The organism is uncultured Lamprocystis sp. (genome assembly GCF_903933125.1).
GTDB lineage: Bacteria > Pseudomonadota > Gammaproteobacteria > Chromatiales > Chromatiaceae > Thiodictyon.
In genome coordinates, this window is sequence record NZ_CAIZIZ010000219.1 from 1 (window position 1) to 1,838 (window position 1,838).

2 protein-coding genes and 1 pseudogene are annotated in these 1,838 nt (G+C 63.9%); all 3 read right to left on the reverse strand.

The genetic code is table 11. The features are described 5' to 3' along the window. Positions 1–746: pseudogene (locus QZY03_RS10970) on the reverse strand (hypothetical protein); the annotation flags it as partial. A gap of 5 nt (positions 747–751) precedes the next feature. Beyond that, positions 752–964, reverse strand: coding sequence for a type II toxin-antitoxin system HicB family antitoxin (locus tag QZY03_RS10975; RefSeq protein ID WP_295580928.1), 213 nt, complete (start codon positions 962–964; stop codon positions 752–754). Positions 965–1,365: 401 nt separating this feature from the next. Further along, complete coding sequence (locus QZY03_RS10980; protein ID WP_295580930.1) at positions 1,366–1,701, reverse strand: helix-turn-helix domain-containing protein; 336 nt, start codon at positions 1,699–1,701, stop codon at positions 1,366–1,368. Positions 1,702–1,838 lie beyond the last annotated feature (137 nt).

The window sequence follows — 1,838 nt, forward strand, 5'->3', positions numbered from 1 at the left end:
CGCTTATCCACCCTACAGAACCGGCGCCGCTGTAGGGTGGATAAGGCGCGCCGCTCGGTGTCAGGGACCCGGCACGCCGGTCGTGCGCGCCGCATCCACCAAGGGGGCTGCGCGATGCTGCCCAAATTTGGAATTGCTGGCTTGCGCACGCTCTCCGAGAGGTCCTGGTAGAGATCGCCGAGGAAGCGGGTGTCCCACTCCGGGTCGGTGAAGTCGTGGAGGATCGCACCGGTCTCGGGGTCGAGCCGCTGGAAGAAGTCGATCAGCGCCCGGGCGCCGTCCGCCGAGAGCGGCAGTTGCCGGAGCGGATTGTGGGCGCGGTCGAGCAGTTCGGCCATCGCCGGCAGCAACTCAAGCTCCTCGAAGACGGCCAGCAGATAGTCACGCTCGGCATGGGTGGGATGGGCGTTGAAATAGACGGTCAGGCGGTCCTTGGCCTGTTGCAGCCCACCCCGACCCGCCCCGGCCGCCGGCCCGGAGAGGAGCGGCGCCTCCAGGAGCCGGTTGTCCTCCAGGAAGCGCACGAAAACGCCGGTCAGCACCCAGGCCGCCGCGGCCTGGGTGATCTGCGCCTCGCGCCAGGCGACAAAATGCTCGGCGGTGCGGTTGGCGGCCTGGGCCTTGGCGTATTCGGCCTTGAGGTGGGCCTCGCGCTCCGGCCGGGTCTGGCTGTAGTCCAGGATATCCCGTTCCAGTTTGGGCAGCAGGGACTGGAGATCGGCGAGGAGGCGTTGGGGGTGGATCATGGGGGTCAGGCCGCGACGTCCACGTACTCGACCTGGCTTTTGGGTGCGGGCGGTGTGATTCCATCTTCCCGCATCCCCTCCAAATGGAAGGCAATGGCTTCCTTGATCTCCTCCGCGACCTCCTCGACCGTGTCCCCGGTGGCAATGCAGCCGGGAAGATCCGGCACGTAGGCGGAAAAATTCCCCCCCGCCTGCTCGATGACGACTGCGTAGCGCATGGCGATCACACCCAACCTGCTTGTTTGAAAATACTGTTCCGGGTTCCGGGCGCGACATCGTCGCCGGGTTTTCCGGGAATGTTGGGGTTCGTTCCTGACACTGGTGGCGAATTCTCCCGACCGCGGAGTCTGGAAAGAACCTATCTCACGCCAAGTCGCCAAGCACGCCAAGAAGAGCGCAATTCTGCGGTGCCCCAGTCACTCCGCGAGTCGCTATCGCCTTGAAGGCCCTTGGCGTCTTGGCGCCTTGGCGTGAGACATTCCGGGTCTGAGCCAAGCCGGTGCGGCGGCTGCACCCGCGTGGGCGCAATTCGCCACCAGTGTCCGTTCCTCACCCCAACCTACCGATCTTGAATTTAGGCTCGATCCATTTCAGCTCGATCATGGTCGCGAAATCGCTCTCAACCGATGGCGATTGTCAGGTGTCCGACCGGCTCGGCCGCGGGCTTAACCTTGATCTCGATGTCATACCCGAGCCGGTTCAGACACGCCATCAGTTTGCGCTCGGACAGATTGGCGAAGTCGCCGCGCAGCATGGCCGAGACCTTCGGTTGCGTGACCCCCATGCGGCGACCGGCCTCTTCCTGCGTGAGGCCGAGCTTGCGCACGGCCCGGGTGATCTCGATCACCAGACCGGACTTGATCTTGAGTTTCTCGGCATCGGGCAGGCCAAGGTCGGCAAAGACGTTGCCGGAACCTGTTTCGACCTCGATGTCTTCAAGGACGCGTTTTTTCATCTCTCATCTCCTTCGCGATCATCTCAGCGACTTTCAACCTAGCCCGTAGGTTGGGGTGAGCCCGTAGGTTGAGGTGAGGAACGAACCCCAACGATCGGCGGCCGGGATGTTGGGGTTCGTTCCTCACCCCAACCTAC

Bases quoted from the DNA above. Each gene is read 5' to 3' on its own strand.
- QZY03_RS10975 (WP_295580928.1), bottom strand. From the start codon at position 964: ATGCGCTACGCAGTCGTCATCGAGCAGGCGGGGGGGAATTTTTCCGCC.
- QZY03_RS10980 (WP_295580930.1), bottom strand. From the start codon at position 1,701: ATGAAAAAACGCGTCCTTGAAGACATCGAGGTCGAAACAGGTTCCGGC.